Origin of the sequence: Paenibacillus sp. FSL R5-0519 (assembly GCF_037974275.1) — a bacterium.
Classification (GTDB): domain Bacteria; phylum Bacillota; class Bacilli; order Paenibacillales; family Paenibacillaceae; genus Paenibacillus.
In genome coordinates, this window is record NZ_CP150234.1 from 1,084,330 (window position 1) to 1,102,390 (window position 18,061).

The following is an 18,061-nucleotide window of genomic DNA, read 5'->3' on the forward strand; positions in this document are numbered from 1 at the left end:
CTTGCGTAATATGTTAAAATAGATCTCAAAAAGACGGGATCTGCGGATCACGCATAACGGAGGCGTGAAACATGGAACGTAACGCTATGCTCGAACATGATCCGTTCATCACAGTGTTGGCGGAGAAGTTGCACATACACGGATACTATGCCTTTTATGGCGAGCATTACAATGAAACCGATATGGAGCAGTACCGCAAGCATCTGTTCACATCATTCAGCAACATCGTGTGGGTAGAGCTGGATGCACGCAAAAAGTATATGATTGTTGATCATCGTGGACGCAACACGGTCATGAAACTGATCGAAGGTATGCTGAACACCCGTAGAACATTACGAGCGAATCAGGCCATGTCGGGGACTGATACTTCTGGCGTCCAACGGGAAATCGCACACTTATCCAAGCTTGTGCACATGCTGAAATTCACGACTTTCCGCACATAAAGGAATGAGGGGAGTAGAATCTGGAGGATGTCCCGAAAGTGGGTTACTCCTTCTAGTTATAGGGGCTAATAAACGTACATTGAAACGAAATAGATCTAAATCACCAATTACAAAAGGGGTGTACCGTCATGAAGTTGGACGGCACACCCCTTTTGTATACTTTTATACCTACCTACTACCCTACATTTGTAAAGTAGGCTCAATCCAAAATCAGTCATGCGACAAGCTGCAAGGTAGTGAAGGGGACGAAATCGATTCAAATAAAAACGATGACTGTAGGCCACCGTTTTTGTAATATCTACCTGCCCCTCTATGAAGTTGAGTAAATAATTTACACGTTAACGGAGTGGGGAGAAAAAAGCTGAAGAAGCGGAGCGTTCGCCTTTATCACCTGAATTTCTCCCTTTAGAAAATGAAATCAAAGAAATCGGGGGATAACAGCGATCGGAAGCTTATTCTCCCTGCGTAGTGACCTCCGTGTAAGAGTGTTTACAAACTTTTCAAGAACTGAACAATCGTCAACAACCCTTTATCAAAGTTCTCCAGGTTGAAGTGCTCGTTCGGTGCATGCAGATTCTCATCGGGCAAACCAAAGCCCATCATGACTGCAGGGATTTCGAGTACACGTGAGAGCTTCTCAACAATCGGAATGGAACCGCCATCTTTGGTAAAGAGGGCACGAACGCCATACACATGCTCATATGCATCTGCCGCTTTTTGCAGAATGGGATTGGCAGGATCGATATTGAAAGCAAAAGCTTTCTCGATCTGTTTCACATGCAGGGTTGCGCCCGGTTGAACGTGAGCGCGCAGATGTGCTTCGATACGATCCAATACATGTTGTGGGTCTTGGTCCGCTACGAGGCGGCAGGTGATTTTGGCATGAGCTTCCTTCGGAATAACCGTTTTGCTGCCTTCACCCTGGAAACCACCCCATACCCCATTCAGTTCCAATGTTGGACGAGCGCCAACACGTTCCACGAACGAGTAACCTTCTTCGCCGTACAATTGCTCCAGTCCGAGGTCTTGACGAAGCTGTTCTTCATTGAAGCCCTGTTTCACAAATTCTTCTCTCATCTCAGGAGACAGTGGCAGAACGCCATCGTAAAATCCATCTACACTCACACGGCCTTGCTCATCATGCAACGATGCGAGCAGGGATACGAGTGCATGAAGTGCGTTGGGTACACCACCACCAAATGAACCGGAGTGCAAGTCGGTATTGGCTGTGTTCAGATCCACATGAAGCGAACATAGACCACGCAGGCCAGTGGAGATCGCCGGTTTCCCTTTTTCAAGCAGGGACGTATCCGAGATCAGTATCATGTCTGCACGCAGCTTGTCCGTATTGTCATTCAGATAGATGGGCAGGTTCGGACTGGAGATTTCCTCTTCACCTTCGATACAGAACTTGATGTTAACCGGAAGTTCTTTGTTTTCGGCGAGAATGGCTTCTACAGCCTTGATATGTAGGAAGATCTGTCCTTTGTCATCCGTTGCACCACGAGCGAACAGCTTGCCATCACGAATGGTAGGTTCGAAAGGAGGCGTGTCCCATAGATTAAGGGGATCTACAGGTTGTACATCATAATGACCATAGATTAGAGCTGTCGGTTTGCCGGGTGCATGCAGGTGATCTGCATAGACAATCGGATGTCCAGCCGTTGGAATGACCTCTACGTTTTCCATGCCTGCACGTGTGAGCGCATCTGCTGCCCATTGTGCTGCACGATTAACATCCTCTTTATGCTCTGAAATGGCGGAGATACTTGGAATGGATAACCATTCATTCAGTTCTGCCAGGTGTTTTTCTCTATTTTGTTCAAAGTAAGTCTGTTCTTTCATTAAAAAGGCCTCCTTGATGTTTGCTTTATCTCATTGTAATCCATTTTGTCATGTTAATAAAACATTGGTTAAAAAAATGATCGGTTACAGATCATTTCATTCACCTGATGATTGTGCGTATAATACAAGAAAAGGATTTCATCCATATATTCTCAAGGGAGTTGAGGAAGTTTCCATGACAGTCAGACTCGATGCAAGCAGGCAGGTGAGTAGCGATGGAACCGACGACGAATGATCGAATAATGGGCAGATTCAAGCGGTTATCCGATTTCAAAGCAGGAAGACATAAAGGACGATTTTATCGAAACAGCCTGATGCTTATTTTACTCATTGCCAGTATTCCCGGGTTAATCACAGGTATCGTGATGTATCAACAGGTGGTTGGCCGGATGGAAACCGAATTCAATCGGATGCATCAGAACCAGATCGAGAATCGGGCACGCAATGTGGATGATCAACTGGCCTATCTGGAGATGAACTTATCTCATTGGGCTTTTGAACCGAGGTTTGGCAATGCGTTACGAACGCTGGATTTTGTGTATTATTTTAATGAAACGCAGGAGATTGTCACTACATTATATGTACTACAAGGTTCCCACCCGTTGATCAAGTCAGCACAGCTGTATTTGCAGGAACCGAAGCCGATCTTGTTTAATCGGGATTATAACGAGTTGAATGATGATGCCAAAGTACAAGCGTATGATCGTTATCTCTCCATGGGCAACCACGTGTACTGGACAGACTGGGTTTCGGGCATCAACCGAGATACCGTCCCTTCGACCAACAATAGTCTACTGCATACGGATGCAGGCAATGCACTCGTTCTCGTACATAAGATCCCAGGGGAGAGCATGAATCCATTTGGTGCACTGATTATTACGCTGGATAACGAGAAAGTCGCCAGTTTATTGAAAACGCTTACGCCTTATGATGAAGGTTTAACGTTCCTTATGGATCAGGAAGGTAACACACTGGTTACCGGGAATCCGGGAACGGCGGGGGAGACTTCTGCTTTTGAACAGCAGCTAAAAAAAGAAGTGGCCCTGCATGCCGATAGCCGCTCATTCCTGTTCCGATATGAGGATCAGACCTATTCTGTCTCATATGGCTCGTTGAGTCGGATTGATTCGGACTGGACGTACGTCTCCGCAGCACCTTTGACCTCAGTCACTTCGCCCGTCAAGCTGGTATCCAAGATCATCGTCATTGCGAGTGCAGGCAGTCTCATCCTGGGATTGTTGTTATCCTGGTTTGCTTCCCGCCGCATCTATTCGCCTGTAGCACGGATGCTACACCTGCTTACACCTGGCAGAAACGAAACTACACCAACGGATGAGAAGCTGGACGAGTTTGAGCTACTGGAGCAACAATGGAACGAACTGACCTCCCGCAGTGTAACGGCACATCGCCAGCTGCAGGAGCAGCTTCCCCATCTGCGCGACAGCTTTGTCTTACAACTTGTGCAGGGACATCTATATGCCTATAACGAGCAGGATCTTCAGCAGCGGATGCGTCATCTCGGATTTGAGCTGGAGGGTCAGCAGTATTTACTGGTGCAGATGTATTTTACGGGATATGAGCAGCTGCAAGGCAGATTTGGAAGCCAGGACACGGGTTTGGTCACCTTTGCAGCAGTGAATATTACACAGGAAGTGGCAAAAAATGTTTTCAGGCAGATCAGTGTCATGAACTTTCATGACCTGTCTTCCGCCATGCTTGTGATCGCTCCTCAGGACGAACCTGTAAAGTCACAAGCGATGTTATGGGGACAGGAGCTTGTGGAGGTCATTGGACGAACACTCAGAATGAAGGTGACCTTGATGATCAGTCGCCCAGCAGCTTCACTTCAGGAACTGCCCGGACGATTCGTCGAGATGGAACAGGCCGTGGCATATCGCAGTGTGGAGGAAGGAAGTCAGATACTCGATCTGGAGGATGAGGCGTGTTTCCGCAGAAACGAAGCAGCTTCCTATCCGCTTGGACTGGAACGTGAGTTGCTGCAGGCGATCAGGCTGGGCAAGCAGGACGAAGCGGAACGTGTGCTGGAACAATTCATGAGCGAGATTACGCGGACGGGTAGTACCGAATTTCAGGTGCAGCAGATGATGCTTCAATTACTCGGCAGTATTCAGCACATGATGCTGCAAACGGGAGTGACACCTTATAAGCTGTTTGGTGGTTGCAACATGTATGAACGACTATCCGGTATTCGTGAACCTTTTCAGATGAGACAATGGATGATGAATGAGGTATTCACACCGTATATCCAAGAGATCGAAGCAAGATCCCAGGAACCGCTGAAACAGGTGGTGGAACGTACAATGTTGTATATTGATACGCATTACCGCAGCGATATTTCGCTGGAAAACTGCGCTGACGCGGAGCAGATGACACCCTATGCACTGAGCAAGGCTTTTAAACAAGTGTCAGGCATCAATTTTATTGATTATCTGACACGTGTGAGAATGGATGCGGCAAAGCAATTGTTAAGGGAGACAACGATGAAAATCAATGATGTTGCCGTGGCTGTAGGATACCAGCATAGTTATTTTAATCGGATCTTCAAGAAACAGGAGGGAGTTACCCCGAGTCAGTATCGCGAACAATGGTTTGGACAATAACCGTTCATCTGTCTGTCATTTGTGACCGGCATCCAGCATTAGCGGATGTCGTTTTTTTCTTTTTTTTACTGTAATACAAAGAAGGATAAACCTGCAAAAATGTGCAATTCTATCTGCTACGATATGTCCAATATCAAGGAAGAATGGCGTTATAGCGGGCTTCTAGACCATCATGTCGTAGCCATGCAAAAAATGAAGGTTGCCGGAAAAAGAAGGGCTGTATAGTCTGAGTATCAGATATGTTGATAGCGCTTACAATGTTGCGAAAGGGGAGACGTGATGAACGGGAAGACGAACTGGAATACCAACGCCACGGCAACTGCTCAAGCGGATATGGCAACAAGGCCCATGAGACGAGAGTCGAACTGGAAAAGGCAGATCAAACGAAACAAATGGTTATATGTGCTTGTGCTTCCCGGCTTTTTGTACTTTGTCATCTTTAAATACTTGCCCATGTGGGGAATCATCATTGCTTTTCAGGACTATCAGCCTTTTCTGGGCATCCGGGAGAGCAACTGGGTGGGGCTGGAGAACTTTACGAACTTTTTCTCCAACCCGGACTTCTTCCGACTATTACGCAATACGCTGGTTCTTGCGCTGTATGATCTGATCTTCTTTTTCCCGGCACCGATTATTATCGCTTTGTTATTAAATGAAATTCGGGTCGCATTCTTCAAAAGAACCATTCAAACGCTGGTCTATGTACCCCACTTTGTATCCATGGTGATTATCGCGAGTATCACGTACGTGTTTCTGACCCCGCAGGGCGGAGTCTTATATGATCTGATCGCCTGGATTACAGGCAAACCTATTGATGTGCTCTCCAGTCCGGGTTCGTTCCGACCACTCATTATTGTTCAGATGATGTGGAAAGAGATGGGGTGGGGCACAATTATCTTCCTGGCGGCCCTCGCAGGTGTGGATACGGAACAGTATGAAGCCTCCATTGTGGATGGAGCAGGACGATTGCGGCGAATGTGGCATATTACGCTTCCCGCGATTCGTACGACCATAGTCATCTTGCTCATTCTCAGACTGGGGAATTTTCTGGATACCGGATTTGAGCAGATCTATCTGATGACCAATTCCCTCAACCGGGATGTCGCAGACGTATTTGATACGTATGTGTACACGGTGGGGATTACGCAAGGGGCATTCAGTTACAGTACCGCTGTTGGACTATTCAAGTCTGTGGTGGGCATCATTCTGGTGCTTGGCAGTAATAAACTTGCGAAAAAATTCGGTCACCCCGGAATTTATTAAGGAGGAGCGCCCATGAACAGCCGTCTATACAACAGCCCTGCTGGCAAGGTATTTGATATCTTCAATTACGTCATGCTGGGGATTCTGGGCATATTAACTGTCCTTCCTTTCCTGTATATTATAGGGAATTCTTTCGCAACGGAAGCCGAGATCACCGAACGGAGTTTTTTCCTTATTCCGAAGGTGTTTTCTTTCAGCGCATATGAGTATATTTTCTCTTCTTCCACGATCTTTCGCAGCATTGGCGTTTCCATCTTCATCACAGTGGCAGGTACACTGGTGAATCTGTTCTTCACCCTGACGATGGCCTATCCCCTATCCAGAAGTGACTTCTGGGGTCGTAACGTCATGATGAACATGGTGATCTTCTCCATGTTATTCGGCGGTGGCATGATCCCAACCTATCTTGTCATTCGTGGACTGGGACTGCTCGATTCTTACTGGGCCCTTATGCTTCCTGGCGCGATCAGCGCTTTTAACTTAATAGTAGTCAAAAACTTTTTTCAGCAAATGCCGCCCGGGCTGGAGGAAGCGGCCCGCATCGACGGCTGTTCGGATCTCGGCGTGCTGTGGCGAATCGTACTGCCTTTATCGAAGCCGGTCATTGCCACGTTTGCCTTGTTTTACGCCGTGGGTCATTGGAACAACTTTTTCTCGGCACTTCTGTACATTTCCGACAGTGACAAATGGCCGCTGCAGGTCATGCTGAGACAGATCGTATTGCTCTCGCAAGCCAGTGTCGGAGATATGGCGAACATGGACCCCAATTTTGTACAGCCACCAGAGCAGTCGATCAAAATGGCGGTAATCGTTGTAGGCACGATTCCAATTTTGCTGGTGTATCCGTTTTTGCAGAAGCATTTTGCCAAAGGTGTCATGTTAGGTTCAATCAAAGGCTAAAGCCAAGGGGGAGAACGTATGGGACAAAAAACGGGATTCAAAAAAGGGGCACTGCTGCTCTCTGCGTCACTGGTACTTAGTACAATTCTGGGCGCATGCTCCACGGACAAGGCAGATTCAGGAACCGCTGCGGGTGGCACCGATCAGCTCACGATTATGCTGCCGAACTTTGAAGCGGAGAATCCGCCGGACAACAGCCCGGTCATACAGAAGCTTGAAGAACTGACCAAGGTGGACGTGAACCTGCAGTGGGTGCCAAGCAGCTCGTATGAAGACAAATTCAACATTACACTGGCCTCGGGAAAGCTGCCTCAGATTATGGTGGTGTTAGGGAAGTCTCCAAGTTTCATTAATGCGGCACGAACCGGAGCGTTCTGGGAACTGGGTCCTTATCTGAAGGACTATCCGAACCTGAGCCAAATGAATGAAATCATCACCAATAATGCCTCTATCGATGGCAAAACGTATGGGATATATCGGGCTCGCCCTCTGGGACGTAATGGGGTGACGATCCGTAAGGACTGGCTGGAGAATCTGGGGCTGGAAGAGCCGAAGACGATTGATGAATTTTACAATGTATTGAAAGCGTTCACGAAGGATGACCCGGACGGTAACGGAAAGGATGATACGTACGGTCTGGTGGCCAGCAAATTCACGGGCCCATGGGATAATATGCAGGTGTGGTTCGGTGCCCCCAACAAATGGGGAGAGGATGGCAGCGGGGGGCTAATCCCTGCGCATGAGACACCAGAATACATGGAAGCCCTGAAATTTTTCCGTCAGATCTACAGCGAGGGTCTGGTGAACAAGGACTTTGCCGTGATGGATGCAACGAAACTGCCTGATCCATTTGTGAATGGGCAAGCGGGTGTCATGGTGGATGTAGCAGATAATGCCCAGCGCATGGACCAGAAAATACTGGATAAAGACCCGAATGCGACAGGACGTGTCGATGTGCTGCAAGCCATGGAAGGTCCGAAGGGGCTGCGTGATATGCCAACGTCCGGATATTCCGGAATGATTGCCATCTCCAAAGGCAGTGTCAAAACGGAAGAGGAACTGAAGAAGGTACTGCGTTTCCTGGATCAACTCAATGAACCAGAATTGCAGGCGCTGCTTGGGAATGGACTGGAAGGCAAGCAGTATGAGAAAAAAGGGGACTACATTATCCCATCCACTGATAAGCTTGCACTCCGCGATCTGCAGGGCTTAAACCAGATTTTGATGTTTGTTCCCGAGGACAAAACGCTTCGCGTGCAGCAGACACCTGTGCGTGAAAAAGTTGCACAGGTGCAAAAGGCCAACGAAGAGATTGTCATCGCCAATCCTGGTGAACCGCTGATCTCTGATGTTTATGCTCAGAAAGGACCGCAGCTGGACAATATCATTAACGATGCACGGATCAAATATATCGTAGGTCAGATTGATGAGAAAGGATTCGAAGATGCTGTTACCCTGTGGAAGAACAACGGCGGAGATGATTATGTGAAAGAAGTCAATGAACTGTACGCTGCACTGAAGTAGTTGGAGACCAACGATACTCTTGAACAGGCAGGGAGGAAGGCGACATGTGGAACGGGGATGCATTTAGTAATCCCGAGGCGCAGTACCGGGTTCATCCCTTTTGGTTCTGGAACGGGGATATGGAAGAAGAACAGATGAAGCGGCAGGTGGCTGAGATGGCCGTGCAAGGCGTGGGTGGATTCTTTATCTGTCCACGTCAAGGACTGCAAATTCCCTATCTCTCCGAAGCGTGGTTTGATAAGGTGCGGATTGCAGTGGAAGCGGCGGCCACGCACGGCATGCAGGTATGGTTATATGACGAATATCCATATCCAAGCGGGATGGCTGGCGGGAAAGTGACTCTTGATTTTCCTGAAGCCAAGCAGCGTCAGCTCATCCATCATCAACTGATGGTTCAGGGCGGAGAAGCTGTGAATCTGGAGCTGTCATGGGGACAAGTATTGGTTGCCAAGGCGATTCCCAAGGATGCACAGGGTAAACGGTTATGGCATGAATCCATCGATCTGCGCAGCAAAATCGGTAATATCCAGACGGATCAGGTGTATCAGGAGACCGGACTTACTTCGTATAACCGGAAGAGGTTCTTCACCTACCGAACAGCGTTTCGATTGTTGTGGGATGTGCCCGAGGGTGATTGGGAGTTGATTATATTTCAAGAGATGGAGATTGATGATTTCAAATATTACGGCAACTTTGTTGATCCTTGTCACAAGGAAGCGATGAGCCGATTTATTGAACTGACACATGAGCGTTATAAGGCAGCGGTTGGAGATCAATTTGAGAGCGTAATCAGAGGCATGTTCTCGGATGAGATCGCACCGCTGGGCCGTATCCCCTGGTCCCAACAGCTTCCCTGTTATTTCAGTGAGCGTTGTGGTTATAGTCTGATCGATTCGCTACCGGCCCTGTTATATGCTGATGTTCCGGACGCGTACCGGATTCGGTATGACTACTATCAGTCCCTGCATCTGCTTCTCAGGGAGTCCTATCACAAACAGGTGCATGACTGGTGTGAGGAAGCGGGAATCCAGTACGCGGCAGAGGTACCTGGCGTACGGATGACCACCCAGTTGTTCAGCCATATGCCAGGCGGTGATTCAGCACATGAGAAAATCGGACGATCCTTATCGTGGATTCTGGAACGTTACGGTCAAAAGATGCGTGACAATCCCAAGATGGTCAGTTCGCTTGCCAGACAACTGGGGCGAAGTCGCAATCTGATTGAATGTTTTCACAGTGTAGGCTGGTCCATGACGCTACAGGATGCCAAGTGGATGATTGACCGAATGGCCGCCATGGGCACCAATTTCTATAACTTTCACGCCTTTTTCTATACAATCGGTGGGCTTGCGAAACATGATGCACCGCCGTCTCAATTTTTGCAAAATCCCTACTGGAAGCATTTCCGGCAGTTGGGGGATTACACCGGACGGTTGAGCTATCTCATGAGCACCGGAGCAGCAGACATTCGTATTGCTGTACTTGACCCAACGACGACATTCTGGAGTCTGATGGGTAATCCGCTGCATGGATTCGAGTATAGCGGCGAAGACGAAGCAGAACGGGTGCAATTGAATCGTCTGACGAGGGACTGGATGCGAATCACGACACATCTGCTCGAGAACAGATGTGACTATGACCACCTTGATCCCGAATTGTTGGCTGAAGCTGACTTAACGGATGGCATCATTCAGATTGGCGTCGCCCGTTATGACGTATTGATTCTGCCACCGATGCTGAATCTGGAGGTCGCGGCCTGGGAACAGGTGAAGCGATTTGTTCAGCAGGGAGGAACCGCCATTTCTGTTGGGATGCCTCCGCATATTGCCATCCAGCCGGGAAGTCCGGAGGGAGATGAAGCTGCCCAGTTCTTTGGTGCGGGCGAGCAGCCGCAAGAGGTGTACTGGGGCCGTAGCGTGACAACCGATCACGATAACCGTGAAACCATGTGGCATCAAGGTGAGGGGAATGCCTATTTTCTACCCGCAGGAACAGGGCAGGGAGATGACTTTTCGCTGGAGTTAATCTCTCTCCTGCTCGATCAGGTATTGCCTGAACCCATCTGCTGGATCATGGAGGAGGAAAGTGCCTCTCTGCTGATGCACACCCGTCAATTGTCGGCTGGGGAGCATATGGTTTTCTTGACTAATCAGGAGGGGCAGGAGCTGAAGGGGCAATTGAAGTTGATTGCCCGACAGCTGTGGGATGGAGCGGAGCTGACAGATGATGCTTGTCTGGTGGCAGAACGACTCGATCTGGAGACGGGACAGCTTCAGGCATTGCCGTATACGAGCAGTGGCGGGGAATGGTGCATTTCACTAACGCTGGCGCCTTACGAAGCGCATGCTGTACGCCTTACTTTACAACCAGTGAAGGTAGAGACGGGACTAACGAAGGTGGATGTAGCAGACAAAACGGGTTCGACGTTGAGAGCAGATGGAACGGTAGGAGCTGAGCAAGCCCGTACAATCAGAGTTTCTTCCGAAGGGCCATGGCGACTGGAAACGGTGCAGCCTAACATCCTGCGAATGGGACAATTCCATCTTCAGGCAACCAATGCTAACGGAATAATACTGGAAAGCCAGCATGTAGCTGTGAAACCGTTTATTGATCAGGCAGCAGAATTATCGGAGCAGCAGCATCTGCCAGTCCAGTTTAGTCAGGTATTTGGCACACCGAAAAAGGCATCCGTTGCTTACCCGATTGAGTGCCGTTATACGACCACATTTGAGTTAAGAACGGCGTTGCCTGCATGCCTGTTATTCATGGATAAAGCGGCGATTTCGGGCAGTTGGTCGATGGAGATTAATGGGCAACCACTTGAAAAAGAACAATTCGATCCAATCGAAATAACCGACCACAATAATATCGCTTGTGATATTACGGAATGGCTACACAGCGGTCTCAATGAAATGACGGTGATTGTGCAGGTGACGAAAGATGAGGATGGTATCGTTGATCCCTTGTATCTGCAAGGGAGATTCGGGGTGGAGTTTCATCATGAAGGCATCGCTTCGCTCGTGCGGGAGTCAGACACAGCCCTTCGCATCGGACCTGAACCTCAGCCGCTGTATCCTCATTTTGCCGGGGAGATGAGTTATAAACGCACGTTCTGGCTAGATGAGCCAGAGGAAGATATTACTTCGTTTGAACTGGAATTTAGCGATTGGCGTGTGCAGGATGTGGTGGAAGTGCGGGTGAACGGACATAGTCTGGGTGTGAGATGCTGGTCTCCGTATCGCTGGAAGGGAGAGGCCCCCTGGTTGCGTCCGGGAGACAACGACATTGAAGTGCGGATTACCAACACATTGATCGGCCTGCTGGAAGGTACGTATTTTGATTCAGAACATCATCAATTACAGGATGCAGGTCATGTACCTGTTGAAGAATTAGGATAAAGGAGTGGAAGTAAGGGATGGGACATCGTATTCAGTTTGACCGCTATCCAGGTGGTGTGATGAAAGCGTTAACGCTCAGTTATGACGACGGAGTGGTGCATGATCGCAGACTGGTGGAGATATGTAATCGGTATGGACTGCGGGGAACCTTTAATCTGAACTCCGGTACCCTGGGTAATCCAGGCCGCATTGAGGCGGGGGAAGTTGCTGAACTGTATGCGGGTCATGAAGTGGCCGTTCACACGGTTACTCACCCTACGCTGCCTTATGTTCCGAATGAACTATTGACCGAAGAGATTATCGAGGACCGAAAAGCGTTGGAGAAGCTTGTCGGTTATCCGGTTCGAGGTATGGCTTATCCCAATGGAGGATACGACCGTGCGTTAAGCACAAAGCTTGCGTGGCTCGGCATCGACTATGCTCGTACCGTTGAATCTCATGGCAAATACACACTGCCAGACCGGCCGCTTGAATGGCATCCGACCTGTCATCATAACCATGATCTGGCGGGGCATGCTGAACGTTTTATCCAACATTCCAAAACAGGTACGCCACTTTTACTCTACGTCTGGGGCCACAGTTATGAGTTCAATGATAACGACAACTGGGAGATCATCGAACAATTTGGTGAGAAGATTGGTCGCAGGAACGACATCTGGTACGCCACGAACATCGAAGTGATTGCCTATTGGAAAGCGGTGCAACGACTGGAGTGTTCAGCCGATCGATCCATCATTCATAATCCGTCTGCCATCCCGGTTTGGTTCACGGCAGATCAGCAGGTAGTTGAAGTGCAGGGTGGGGAGACATTGCGGCTAAGCGAACGAATCAAGGTATAAGGAAGGGGCTGACGATCATTCGTTATTTCCATGAGAACGAGGCGATTGCAGGCAAGGTGTACGATTCAATTCCGGATATATTGACCACGGTGGCTCAGCGTTATATTGGCGATCACCCGCAACAATCCTTTTTGTTCAGAGCTTATCATCAGGGAGGTTTTCGCAGACTGGGGGATTATCGCTACGACCTGAATCTGAATGAGAAATGTGCAGAGGCGCGTACAGGGCAGTACGTGTATGTATGGGGCAAGTTATGGAGCGAGCAGAATGCAACGTTAAATACAGGCCTGAACTGTTATAGTCCAGTGACGATCTATGTGAACGGCGAAGAGGTATTCAAGTCCGAGTTGTTGCAGGAATTATTTCCCGAGCGAAGAACCCAGATTCCGATCTCCATGAGCTATGGATGGAATGATGTGTTGCTTTGTTTTGTCAAAACAGAAGTGGGATTCGGCGGTGTCTACGGAACAGCCTCATTCAAAAATTTTCCGCTGCATTTCCTTACTCCTGGGACAGATCGTCAGGGTCAGGAAGGCTGGTTATATTCAGAACCTGTCGATGAACCTGTACTATCTCTTCCTCGTGATGGCATGGCGGAAGAAGAAACAGGTCTTATCTGGTATCCAAGCAGGAACTGGACAGGGGAGGAACAGAGCAAGGGTTCATTTGCACGCATCTATGGTACGGAACAGTCTGCTGTGGCCTATGCTTGGACGAGGCTGGATGTAACCTTACCAGGATCAACGCCAATTATTTTAAAAGGCAATCATGATGGTGCTTTGACTCTGTATGTGGATGGCAAGGAAATATACTCTGCTGGAAGCAGTGCTAAATTGCACGTTGAACTCCCGCGCCGTTACGGTTCTTGGGATCTAGTCGTGAAAGGTGAAATCCAGGCACAAGGTGGCTCATGGGGATTCACGTTGGAAGATGCCGAGCATTCGAGTTCTACAGGCTGGAGACTGAAACCGCCTCATCCGGTTGCGGGATGCTCTGACCCCTGGCTATACACAGGTACGTTTGTTACCGGTGCTGAACCATTCCACGCCGACATCGTGCGAACCGATACCGTATTTGATGATGGTACAAAAGGTGTGTATTGGCGGGTAGATCTTCCTGATACCCATGTTCGTCCTTACCTGGAGAATACACATTACGGAAAGTGGAATTATCCGCTTGGCGTTACCCTGCTTGGACTACTCCAGACGGGACAGGAATTGGGACGGGATGATTACATTCAGTATGTACGGCAACATATTGAACTCAGTACTTCATTTGACCGCTATGGTCTGTGGGATCGGGAAGGGTATGGTGCAGCAGGAATCAATAATCAGCTGTCTGCGATAGACAGTCTGGATGATTGTGGGTCGTTTGGGTCCACGCTGCTTGCTGCGATGGAGTTGGGTGATATTCACGGAGGAAGAGATACGGCGGAACGGATTGCGGGTTACATTACGGATGAGCAGGAACGTCTGGAGGATGGCGCCTTTTACCGGGTTCGTGGCAGTGGGGAGATGCGTCAGGAGACGATGTGGTGTGATGACTTGTATATGAGTACACCATTTCTGATGCGTTATGGTCAGTTGACAGGAGATAGCGCGTACTGGGATGATGCGATCAATCAATTCCTGATGTTTCGTAAATACCTATACCTTCCCGAACAACAGATCATGTCCCATGTGTATGATTTTGTGCGTGGTCGGGCAACAGGTATTCCATGGGGACGCGGGAACGGGTGGGTACTCTTTTCATTGACCGAACTGTTAACGATCTTGCCACATGATCATGCGAAGAGGCCGGAACTGTTACGTTTCTATCGTGATCTAAGTCAAGGTTATCTGGCGCTGCAAGGGGAAAATGGACTTTGGCATCAGGTGCTGAATCGCCCGGATTCCTATGAAGAAACCTCCTGCACATCCATGTTCATCTACGCTTATGCCCGTGGTATTCGCGAAGGCTGGCTGGAACAGCCAAAGCCTTATCTGGAGGCGGTACGCAAAGGATGGGAGGGAATGACGCGCTTGTCAATTGACTATAAGGGCAATGTATATGGGGTATGCCGGGGTTCCGGGTATTCGTTTACCGCATTGTATTATCGCGATGATCTGGGTTGGAATCTGAACGACACCCATGGGATTGGCATTGTGCTCTTGGCAGGTATTGAAGCACATAAGATGAACCAGCAGCTGCGCAAGGCGTCTATCTGAGGCTTAACCAAAAAAGGATCGGATAATTACCTATAAGTATTTCAGAAAATACTTAGAATTTTGGTGCCGTCAATTTGCATTAGGGCGACTCATCCGTTAAACACTTGAACAACAGGCTCTGATATAATAGCACATAACAACTATCTGTTTTCCATGGAGGTGAGGCTATTGAAAACAATCGGGGTAGGATTCTTACATGCACGGCTCTATGCAAAGCCAGTGGAGGATATGGCAATGCTTTGCATAGAGTTTAGAAACAATCATATTGCCAACGAAGAATCGTAATATTCTGCTAACTGGCTTTGCACCTTATTGATTTATTAAATAAGGGAGTGAGGCCCGTGAAATATTCAAAAGCCGAGTCTATTTTTCCGGAAGAATTGCTACGTATCATTCAAGAATACGTTCAAGGGGAATTGGTTTATATCCCCAAACCCAAAGAGGCACATTTAAAATGGGGCGAGAAAACGAACAGCAAGAGTAGAGTCTCTGCTCGAAACGCTGAGATTAAATCTTTATTCCACAATGGAGTCAGCATAGAGGAGTTGGCGGGGCGATATTTCTTGTCCTGCGAAAGCATAAAGAAAATTGTCTATACAAAGAACTAATGAAATCCGCTAAATCGTCCTATCGACGGTTTAGCGGATTTTGTTCAAAGATGAATTAAATCAACTTATACATAGTAACCGCACATCTAAATCGATAGACTCAAGTTAAGGTTGTTGTGATAAAGAACGGCCCGATCATACGAAGGGGTGCAACGAATGGACGAAATCATAAAGAAGAAGTTACTGGACAAAAATGAACGACTCATTAACATGGTGATTGAACGCGCAAAAAGAGATTTTATAGACGATATCGCAATTATTGGGCTTACGGGTTCATTTAGCACGGGAGACTTTCACGAGAAGAGCGATCTTGATTTAATTATCATTAATAATACAGAAAAAGGATGGGAAATATCCGATTGCTTTATCTTAGATGACGTTGGATATGACATCTATTGCACGCCATGGAATTCAAGAATACAAGAGCAATCCACTTTGGAGAGTCCCAACGTATCGAGCTTAACTGAGCTCAAAATACTCTACTATGCAAAGCCTGAGGATTTGGAGAGATTGAACGACTTCAGGCAAAAAGCACTTGATGCACTTGCGAACCCGATAGGAGAAGCGTGTCTTGATCGAGCAAATAAATGGATCGATCTGGCTAAGCAAGCATACAGTGATACGATGCTAGGTGAAGATATCGGTTCAGTGCGACATGCATCTGCCGACGTTCTGTTTAATTTAGTCAATGCCTTGGTTAGTATGAATAACACGTGCATACAACGAGGAATCAAGCGATATTTGGAAGAGATTCGTACGTTTCGCTATGTTCCTGATGATCTCGATTCCTTATACATGTCAATCATCGAAGCTCATACTATTGAAGATATTCGAATAGCCTCCTTTAATATGTTGAATAGTGTTACGAGGTTATATAGCACGATGTGTGATAACTTCATAATTAAATCTGCTCCGACTTTTGATAATCTGAGGGGAACATATGAAGAATTGTGGTGCAACTACCGCAATAAAATTCTGAACAGTGTTATGACGAACGATGCTTCCTACGTCTTTCTTTCGGTCTATGGAGCACAAGGGTATCTTGATGAAATGGCTCTGGAGAAAGGAACTAAGAAATTTGATATTATGCAGTACTTTGATGCAAGTAATTTACCAGTTGTGAAAGAAAAGTTCCTTGAAGTGATGGATGAATATCTAGACGAATATGATAAGGTCGGCAGAGAAGTCGAACGATTTACAACCTTCGAGCAACTATATGCCCATTATATGAATCATTGACCTTCCTTAGATCCCTGAATAATTAACGAAAGCTCGATAAATTCAAATGAAGTCAATCGACATAGTGGCTATAGTTAACGAGATGAAAAAAGCGGCAATGCCCTCGGGCTTGCCGCTTTTAGTTGACCCCAAACACGGATCAAAATAATTCCAACTGCTCCGGTCCTTCTTCCTTCTCCGGTTCAGTACGGTCAGGAAAAGGCTTCACTGGCAAATCCAGCAGATCCATCATCATCTGTGCATTCGCCGCTGCATCGCCACCGGAGTTGTTATTAAAAATAACATAGACATCCTTGCTCTGCTCCTGCAATTGCTCCAGATAATCTTTCCACTCCAACAGCTCTTCCTTGTTGTAACGGTACAGATAACGGGTCTCGCGCCAATTGGGTGCACCATTCTGATGCCAGCCGGACACATTGCGCCCATGCATGCGAACCAGTGTCATGTCCGAATCCGTGGCCTGGGGCACGATGGGAATGGAACCCAAACCCGCCTGAGGTTCGTCACAGACGCTGTGAATCCAGCCTTGCTCTTTCATGAACGCAAGTGTTCGCTCACGCATGTCATCTTCATACCAGCTGCGATGGCGGAATTCCAGGGCGCACGGAATGCCTTCCATTCGAAGCTTCACTTCACGAAGCTCTTTCACATTGTCCTTATTACATTCGAACCAGGGCGGATATTGAAATAAGGCTGCCTGCATTTTGCCCGCCTCTATGACGGGTTCCAGTGATTCCCGAAAGGCTTTATACATCTCCGACGTACTGGTGAAGTAGGGTTTGCCTCTAAGATGTCCGGTCATTCCCTGATAGGCTTTGATGATAAAAGCAAAGGATTCAGGTGTCTCAGCAGCCCATCGTGCCATGCGATCCCGCGGCTGTACGGCGTAGAAGGAACTATCCACCTCCACGGTAGAGAAATATTGTCCGTATAGACTGAGCTTGTCTTTGGCTTTGGTACGGTTCGGATAGAGATCTTCCTGATCCCCCCATCCGGTAAGTCCGATGTGAATCATAAGAACACCTCCTGTTGCTTATTGAACAACCTCTTATAATTAACCGATTCGCAGGGGTATGCGTATGATTAATATTATATCGTGTACATTTTGGCTCTTCAATGTAGGCAATGTACCGGGATTTTTTTGAGTTTGCAGAATAAAGACGTTACAATACAT

Annotated in this window: 12 protein-coding genes; 10 read left to right on the top strand and 2 right to left on the bottom strand. The window is 47.8% G+C overall.

Annotated features, from left to right (window positions below):
- Positions 1-71: 71 nt before the first annotated feature.
- The gene (locus tag MKY73_RS04755; protein WP_339305942.1) at positions 72-443 is read left to right on the top strand and encodes a hypothetical protein; all 372 of its coding nucleotides are present in this window, start codon (positions 72-74) and stop codon (positions 441-443) included.
- Positions 444-932: 489 nt separating this feature from the next.
- Here MKY73_RS04755 and MKY73_RS04760 read toward each other — a convergent pair whose 3' ends face one another.
- Complete coding sequence (locus MKY73_RS04760; protein ID WP_339237208.1) at positions 933-2,288, bottom strand: dipeptidase; 1,356 nt, start codon at positions 2,286-2,288, stop codon at positions 933-935.
- 215 nt (positions 2,289-2,503) lie between these two features.
- On the opposite strand from MKY73_RS04760, the gene MKY73_RS04765 reads away from it, so the two are divergent.
- From MKY73_RS04765 to MKY73_RS04805, 9 genes are all read left to right on the top strand, one after another.
- Positions 2,504-4,909 (top strand): AraC family transcriptional regulator, encoded by a 2,406-nt coding sequence (locus MKY73_RS04765; protein ID WP_339305944.1) that lies wholly within the window; start codon positions 2,504-2,506, stop codon positions 4,907-4,909.
- 333 nt (positions 4,910-5,242) lie between these two features.
- Positions 5,243-6,172, top strand: a complete 930-nt coding sequence (locus MKY73_RS04770) for a sugar ABC transporter permease (RefSeq protein WP_339308485.1) — start codon at positions 5,243-5,245, stop codon at positions 6,170-6,172.
- Between the two features lie 12 nt (positions 6,173-6,184).
- The gene (locus MKY73_RS04775; protein WP_017692544.1) at positions 6,185-7,072 is read left to right on the top strand and encodes a carbohydrate ABC transporter permease; all 888 of its coding nucleotides are present in this window, start codon (positions 6,185-6,187) and stop codon (positions 7,070-7,072) included.
- Positions 7,073-7,090: 18 nt separating this feature from the next.
- Positions 7,091-8,596 (top strand): extracellular solute-binding protein, encoded by a 1,506-nt coding sequence (locus tag MKY73_RS04780; protein WP_339305946.1) that lies wholly within the window; start codon positions 7,091-7,093, stop codon positions 8,594-8,596.
- A 44-nt stretch (positions 8,597-8,640) separates the two neighbouring features.
- Positions 8,641-11,994 (top strand): glycosyl hydrolase, encoded by a 3,354-nt coding sequence (locus MKY73_RS04785; RefSeq protein ID WP_339305948.1) that lies wholly within the window; start codon positions 8,641-8,643, stop codon positions 11,992-11,994.
- Between the two features lie 17 nt (positions 11,995-12,011).
- Entirely contained in the window at positions 12,012-12,833 is an 822-nt protein-coding gene (locus MKY73_RS04790; RefSeq protein ID WP_339305950.1) for a polysaccharide deacetylase family protein, read from the top strand.
- Positions 12,834-12,889: 56 nt separating this feature from the next.
- Positions 12,890-15,040, top strand: coding sequence for a glycoside hydrolase family 88 protein (locus MKY73_RS04795; RefSeq protein ID WP_339305952.1), 2,151 nt, complete (start codon positions 12,890-12,892; stop codon positions 15,038-15,040).
- A gap of 341 nt (positions 15,041-15,381) precedes the next feature.
- Complete coding sequence (locus MKY73_RS04800) at positions 15,382-15,648, top strand: CD3324 family protein (RefSeq protein ID WP_339237191.1); 267 nt, start codon at positions 15,382-15,384, stop codon at positions 15,646-15,648.
- A gap of 156 nt (positions 15,649-15,804) precedes the next feature.
- A complete protein-coding gene (locus MKY73_RS04805) occupies positions 15,805-16,887 on the top strand; it encodes a nucleotidyltransferase domain-containing protein (protein WP_339305954.1) in 1,083 nt (360 codons plus the stop codon).
- A gap of 139 nt (positions 16,888-17,026) precedes the next feature.
- Here MKY73_RS04805 and MKY73_RS04810 read toward each other — a convergent pair whose 3' ends face one another.
- On the bottom strand, positions 17,027-17,902 hold the full coding sequence (locus tag MKY73_RS04810) for a DUF72 domain-containing protein (RefSeq protein WP_339305956.1): 876 nt from the start codon (positions 17,900-17,902) through the stop codon (positions 17,027-17,029).
- Between the last annotated feature and the right edge of the window lie 159 nt (positions 17,903-18,061).